This window comes from Mycobacterium sp. E1747 (assembly GCF_001667775.1).
GTDB lineage: Bacteria > Actinomycetota > Actinomycetes > Mycobacteriales > Mycobacteriaceae > Mycobacterium.
Genome location: NZ_LZJI01000096.1, coordinates 20,327 through 27,095, shown reverse-complemented (window position 1 = coordinate 27,095; position 6,769 = coordinate 20,327). Strand labels below are relative to the sequence as shown.

Annotated in this window: 6 protein-coding genes; all 6 read right to left on the bottom strand. The window is 63.6% G+C overall.

The features are described from left to right. Positions 1–287 (bottom strand): hypothetical protein (locus A5695_RS28415; protein WP_197515440.1); only part of this gene is annotated, 287 nt, incomplete at its 3' end. Next, positions 251–1,765: an MCE family protein gene (locus A5695_RS10080; RefSeq protein ID WP_068080522.1), complete on the bottom strand. Its 1,515-nt coding sequence runs from the start codon at positions 1,763–1,765 to the stop codon at positions 251–253. The genes A5695_RS10080 and A5695_RS28415, both read right to left, overlap by 37 nt. A gap of 16 nt (positions 1,766–1,781) precedes the next feature. Then, a complete protein-coding gene (locus A5695_RS10075) occupies positions 1,782–2,945 on the bottom strand; it encodes a virulence factor Mce family protein (RefSeq protein ID WP_068080512.1) in 1,164 nt (387 codons plus the stop codon). Further along, a complete protein-coding gene (locus A5695_RS10070) occupies positions 2,942–4,336 on the bottom strand; it encodes a virulence factor Mce family protein (protein ID WP_068080510.1) in 1,395 nt (464 codons plus the stop codon). Before A5695_RS10070 ends, A5695_RS10075 begins: the two co-directional genes overlap by 4 nt. Next, positions 4,333–5,730, bottom strand: coding sequence for an MCE family protein (locus A5695_RS10065; RefSeq protein WP_068080520.1), 1,398 nt, complete (start codon positions 5,728–5,730; stop codon positions 4,333–4,335). Before A5695_RS10065 ends, A5695_RS10070 begins: the two co-directional genes overlap by 4 nt. Further along, positions 5,727–6,755, bottom strand: a complete 1,029-nt coding sequence (locus tag A5695_RS10060; RefSeq protein WP_068080508.1) for an MCE family protein — start codon at positions 6,753–6,755, stop codon at positions 5,727–5,729. The genes A5695_RS10065 and A5695_RS10060 overlap by 4 nt, the downstream gene beginning before the upstream one ends. Positions 6,756–6,769: the final 14 nt, after the last annotated feature.

Below are 6,769 nucleotides of genomic sequence, written 5' to 3'. Positions count from 1 at the left end.
GCCAGAGCGACACAGATGACCAGCCCCGCCGTGATCACCAGCCGCAGCCGCGAATTTCGTTGCTCGGCCAGCGCAGCCACCGGGGAACCTTCCTCGGCCGGGTCGCCGGTGGCGACCTCCTCCGGGTCCTCTGTTTCGTCGGCGCCGCCGTCACCCGCCGCTGCTGCGCTGTGCCCGGTTTGCGATTCGGACTCCTCCGTGTCGGTGCGGCTGACGGAAGCCCGCGACGTCTCGTCCTCACCTTGTGCGCTCAGTTGGCCGTCGGGGGCGTCAACATCTGCTGCCATGTTTTCTCCTCTCTGGCACCGCCGGCCAGGTTGGACTGGGTGTATACCCGCCCGTCTGGCCCAACGTACTCGCCAGTCGCCGGGTCGTACTCGACCGCCGCTATCGCCGGCGGTGCAGGCGGCGGTTCTCCCGACGTTGCCGAGGAAGGCGCCGCCGACGCGGGTGGCGGTTGCCCTGGCGAGGCAGGGGGCGGGGCGCCCCCGGGGTCGACCTGCGGGATCCCCTGCCCCGTATACGTCGCGTTGGGATCACCCTTCCAGTTGAAGCCGTCGTTGAGCGGAATATATGGTTCGTCGCTCTCGCACAACTTCACCGTCGCAGCGCGCTTACCCGGCCTCGTCTCACACGGATAGTTACGCGCACCGCGTACGGCCGTGAGGGTCGAGTCTTGCGGTATCCGACAGTAGAAGCTTCCCGCAGGCCGCTCCGGATAGTCCGTCAGGCTGGCTGGCCGCTGCTGCTGGATCGGGAGATACCCGGTGGTGCATGGCGGTGGCAGATTCAGGTTCAAGTTGAAGCTCAGGAAAGCGCCCTTATAGCTCTGCTTGGTATTCCGGTTCGGCAGAGATGCGCCTTGGAACGCTTCCGTACCGCGGGGCAGCTCTACCAGGATCGCTTCGAGGTCGTCCCGATAGGTGACAGCCACGTCGCCCACGCTGACCAGGTTGGCCAGCACGATCGGCAGGGTCGGTTGTAGCCGGTCGATCAGGGCTCGCGCCTCGTCGACCGCCGCGGGGCCCTGCTGTACAACACCTTGAAGGGCGGCGTCGTTCGTCTGCAACCCCTTGGTGACGGTTGCCAGGTGAGAAGCCCACGCCCGGACCGAATCCGCCGATTCGGTTTGGCTGTCCAGCAAGGGCTTTGACTCATCGATCAACGTCTCGAGTGAGTCGATGTTCTTGTGCGCATCGATCGCCAACGTGCTCGCGCCGCCGATCAACCGGGACAGCTCCGGACCCAGGCCGCCGACGCCGACATAGGCCTCATCGACCACCGTCTTGAGGTTTTCCCGCGGAATCGCGTTGAGGCCTCGATTCGTCGCCGCCAGCAGCGAGTTGATCCCCGGCGGGATACTGGTGCGATCTGCGGGAATCACGTCACCGTTCTTCAGTGGTGGTCCGTTGCCGCTGCGCGGAGTGAGCGCGAGATACTGTTCGCCCACCGCTGACACGCTGTGCACTTCGGCGGTCGAATTCGCCGGAATATCGATGCCGGATCTGAGCGAAAGCACTGCTTCAGCTCCAGTGTTGGTCAGACGGACATCGCGCACACGGCCGACCTCGACACCCCGATAGGTGACGTTGCCGCCCTCATAGAGGCCCCCTACCTGGTTCAACTGCACTGTCACCGTGTAGCGGCCAGCGCCGAAGAACACGCTGGCCACCTGCATGTAGTCGAAGAAGTAAAGCCCGATCGATACCACCGCGATCACCGCGAAGGCCACCAACTGGATTCGAATCCGCCTCGTCAAATGCATGTCGGTCAGACGCATGTCACGGCCCCTGGTTGACGTGGTAGGGAACGACTAGCGGGTTGCGCGCGGTGTACGGGCTGGGCATCTGGCCGATGGTGCGCCCCCACTGCAGTTCCAGTTCGGTCAGCGTGCCCTCCCACCGAGTACCGGTCAAAAACGATGCGTCAAGCCGACTCAAGGTCAAGTCGATGATGGCGCTCAAATTCCCGTAATCGCCGCGGATCCACTTGGTGAGCGTTGATTTGGGAAACGGGAAGGTCGCGAAGAAGTCCAGCGAACGGGTCAACGCCGGCCCGGCATCGGCGAGCGACTGCAAGACCGGGCCAAGGTCGTTGAGCTCTTTGACCAGGTTCGTCTTCGTCTGGTTGACCGAGTCGGCCGCCAGCGCACTAAACTTCCCCACTTGGCTGAGGGCGTCGCTGAGGTTCTCGCGTTCGTCTTTGAGCACCGCCAGCGCATTGGGAATGGTCTTGAGTGCCTTGTCGATTACTGGCTTCTGATCCGCGAATTGACCGGCCAGATTGTTGAGGCTGTCGGTCGCGGCGATGATGTCGTCCTTTTGGTCGTTCAGATAGCCGATGAATTTGTCCAGCTGTGTGATCAGGCTTTTGACGTCTTGCTCGCGCCCGGTGAAGGCGGTACTGAGCGCACTCGTGATGTCCTGTATTTGACCGACGCCGCCACCGTTGAGCAGCATCGACACCGAGGCCAGCGTCTGTTCGGTCGACGGGTAGGCACCTGCCGAGGACAGTGGGATCACCGAGCCGTTTTTGAGCTTGCCCTTGGCCGGAACCTGAGTGGGTGGCGCGAGCTCGATGTGCAACGAACCCAGCAGGCTCGTCTGACCCAGCGTGGCAGTCGCGTTGGCCGGGAGATCCACGTCGCCGTTGAGCGTCATGGTGACCAGAGCATGCCATCCCTGACGTTCGATTTTCGTCACATTGCCGACGGTCACGTCGTTGACCCGGACTCGGGAATTCTGTTTGAGGTTCTGGACGTCGGGCATCTGCACCTGGACGGTGTAGGAGCCCGGTCCACCGCCCACCGTGCCCGGCAGCGGGAACGAGTTGGCGCCCTTGAAGTCTCGCAGGGATCCACAGCCAGAGAGCATGGTTACAGCCAAGGCCGCCAGCAGCACCGTGCCGCGGCGCCAGCATTGCAGAGGGCGCACCAATCGCCTCATTGTTGACCTCCGGTCGGCATCATCATTCCCGGCAGGCCGGTGGCCGGGTCGAACTGAAGCGGGTTCTCCGGTTTGGACGGCACGAACGGCGGATTCGCGTGATTCGGGTCGACCATCCCGTTGCCGAAGAAGTTGTACATTTCGTTGGCCGGCGGGAGCGGCCCGTTGGGGGGTGGTGCCACCGTGCGGGCCGCCTCGGTGGGAGCTGGGCCCTGCGGCGGAATGTAGTCCGGTCGCAGCCAGTCCTCGCTGTAGGTGACTTCGTTCGGTCGGGCATCCGCTCCCACAAAGAGGTTTTCACCCAACGGAAAGTAGTTGTACTGACGGTTTTTGAAAATCGGCGCCAGGTACTGCACACAGAGCTTCGCCGACTGCTCGGCACCCAAACGCGATGCGGCTTGCACCGCAGAGCACAGGAACTGCACCGGATCGGCGAAGTTGTTGAGTGCCAGGATGCCGGTCAGCGTGCCCTGCGCGGGTTGGTAGATGTTGAGGAAGTTCTGAAACGCCGTGGGAGCGATGTGCAGGGTTTGCTTGAGATCGTCGAGGCTTTGGACCAGAGCGGTCGAGACCGACGCCAGCTTGTCTGAGGTGGTGCCCAGTGCGTCACGATTTTCGGCGATGAAGCTGGTGACATCGCCGACCACATCGTTGAGATCTTTGACGGCATTTCCCACCCCATTGGGGTCGGCGGCCAGCTGCCCGGTGACGGCGGCCAGGTTCTGGTTCAGCTGCCGCAGCACGCCGCTGCTGTCGTGCAGCGCCGAAACCAGCGCCGCCAAATTCTTCAACGTGCCGAACAGGTCGCCGCTGTGATCTCCGAGCGCGGAAATCGCTTGCGAGAGCTTCAGGACGGAGTTGCGAATGTCGGGGCCTTGACCGCGTAGGTTATCCGCCGCTGTGTTGATGAACGCGCCCAGCGTGCTGACGCCGCCCGGCTGCGTCGGTTGCAGAGCCTGAGTCAGCTTCTCCAGCTGCTGGCGCAGGTCGTCGAACTCCACGGGGACCGCGGTGTGTTCCCGTGGCACCACTGCGCCGCTGGTCATTACCGGCCCCCCGAGGTAGGCGGGTGTGAGCTGGATCGCGCGGACGGTCACCAGCGAGGGCGACAGGATCACCGCCTTGGCGTCGGCGGGGACCTTGTATTTGCTGTCGTACCAGAACGAGATTTTGACGCGGGTGGGCTGCGGTTCGATCTTCTCGATCTTGCCGACCGGCACGCCCAGGATCACCACATCGTCGCCGACGTAGATTCCGTTGCTGTTATCGAAGTATCCGATGACCCGCGTGTGGCCGATTTCGTTTGCGGACCGAAGCACCGTGACAATGCCGCCGAGCAGCACCACGACCAGTGTGATCGCCACGCCGATTCTGACGGTACGGGGTTTCATTGTCCGCCTCCGTTGGTGCCTTGCGGCGGGCCGACGGGGCCGGGTCCGCTCAGCACGGGAGGTTGGACCGGCGGTAGCTGCCCGGGTGCCGACTGCTCAATCGGGCCAGACTCCGGCGGGAGCGATTTGCCGGGACCCGGCGCTTCCGTTGCGGGCGGTCCCGGTGGTGGCCCGCCGGACGGCGGTGCGGGGGGTTCCTCCCGACGCGGATAGCAGCCGGGGGCTCCCGGCCTGCCCGGAACTGCGCACGGCTGATCACCCGGGTTCCCCGTGATCGCATCCGGAATGGTACGGCGGGGCTCGCCACCCTGGCCGGTGCGCGGGTACGGGACCGGCAGCGGGGGCGTTCCCGGCTGGCCGGTTTGCGGGTCGGCGAGCTGCGTGGGCGGCAAGGTGGCTGGATCCAGACCAAGGTCGGAGAACGCCGAGTCGACGAACGGCTGCACGAACTGCCCGGGCAGCAGGTTGACCAGGTAGGCCTTGAAGAATGGGCCCGACGACACTGATTCACCCAGCGACAGCGCATACGCGTTGAGCCCTTTGATGGCCTGCTGCACGCGTTCCTTGCGGTTGTCGACAATCGTCAACACTCCATTGAGCTTGTCCAGCGCGGGCTTCAGCGTCGCGCGATTCTCGGCGATGAAACCTTTCAATTGCTTTGCTACTGCCGACAGGTTGTGGGCGATCTGTCCTAGCGCACGGCTCTGGGTATTCAATTGGGCCAGCAGCGAATTCGTGTTGTTCACCAGGCTGACCACTTCGTCGCTGCGCTCCGCGAGCACCTTTGTCACCTTGTTGGCATTGCTGAGTAAGGTCCGCAGCTGCTTGTCGCGTTCGTCCAACGTCTGAGAAAGCCGCGCCACACCTTGTACCGCCATCTTGAGATCCGGTGGCGTATCGGAAAACTCGTTTGCCAGCACGGCAAGCGCGTTCGACAACTGGTCGGTATTCAACCCGCTGATGGATGTCGCGAGGTCACCAAGTGCATCGGGTAGCTGATAAGCCGGCGTGGTCCGCTGCAGCGGTATCGGTCCACCGAGTCGACCTTCTCCCCGCGGCGTGATTTCCAGGCGCTTAGTACCCAGCGCGGTCTTCAACTTGACCGCCGCCTCGGTCCGCTCGCCGAGTGCGATGTCAGCGGGGATCCAGAATTTGACGAGCACCCGCGGACCGTCCAGCGCGATCCCGGTCACGCGGCCCACCCGGACACCCGAAACGCTCACGGCGTCGCCTGCCGCCAAGCCGCTCGCATCGGCGAAGTACGCCGAATAATCTTCATGGTCGCCGATGAAGGGCAATCTGTCGTAATTCAATGCCAGCAATATCAGCGCAATCATTGCACCGATACCCGTTGCGCCCAGGATGATCGGATTGCGCTCGGAGAAGGGCTTCATCGTGGCGTGCACCGTCCCGAGGACTGTCCAGCCATTTTGACGTACACCGGCTGACCGCCCTTGCCGTTCAGCTTCAGCACGAGGTCGCACAGATAGAAGCTGAAGAAGTCCCCGTAAAGGCCCTGCCGGCCGAGCACTCGGTATGCGTCGGGCAGGGTGTTCAGCAGATTGTCGACGTAGTCGCGTTCAGCCAAAATTGTGCCGGCGGTGCGATCCGCCTCGTGCACCACCTTTTTCAGCGGTGGGCGGGCCTGCGCCAACAGGTCGGCGATCGAGCCGGCCGCCGCGTTGGCGTAGGCGACGCCGTTACTGATGTCCTGCTTGCGCGCTTCCAGACCCGCCACGAGTGCCGATAGCGAGTCGACAGCCTTGGCGAACTGCCCGCCCTGGTCGCCGAGCGAACCCAGCAAGGAATTCAAGTTGACGATGACCTGACCGATGAGTTGGTCGCGGTCGGCCAGGGCGTTGGTCAGGGCGGCGGTCTGAGCCAGGATCGAACCGATCGTGGAACCCTGACCCTGGAAGGCGGCGATCAATTGACCGCTGAGTGCATTGATCTGATCGGGATTCAGCGCCCGGAACAGCGGACGGAAACCGCCGATCAATGCGTCGAGATCCAGCGCCGGCTGCGTCCTGGCCAACGGGATGGTCGCCCCCGGACTGAGCCGTTTGACTCCCCCGGCTCCCTCCTCCAGCGCCAGGTATCTGCCACCAATGAGGTCGTCGTAGCGGATGACGGCCCGATCACCTTCTGTGAGTACCACGGAGTCGTCGGCGGAGAACTCGACGCGCACCGTGGCATCGCGCTGGACCGAAACGCTTTTGACCTTGCCGACCTCCACGCCCGCGATGCGCACGAAATTTCCGCCCTGAAGTCCCGACGCATTCGTGAACACGGCGTTGTAGGTCTTAGCCTTCTCGAACCGGAACTGACCGAAGACGGCCAGCAACAGAAAGATTCCCACCGAAGACACGATCGCGTAGATGGCGAGACGCCACAACGCGCCGGTCAAGTTCTCCCGCATGACTGCCTTTCTCT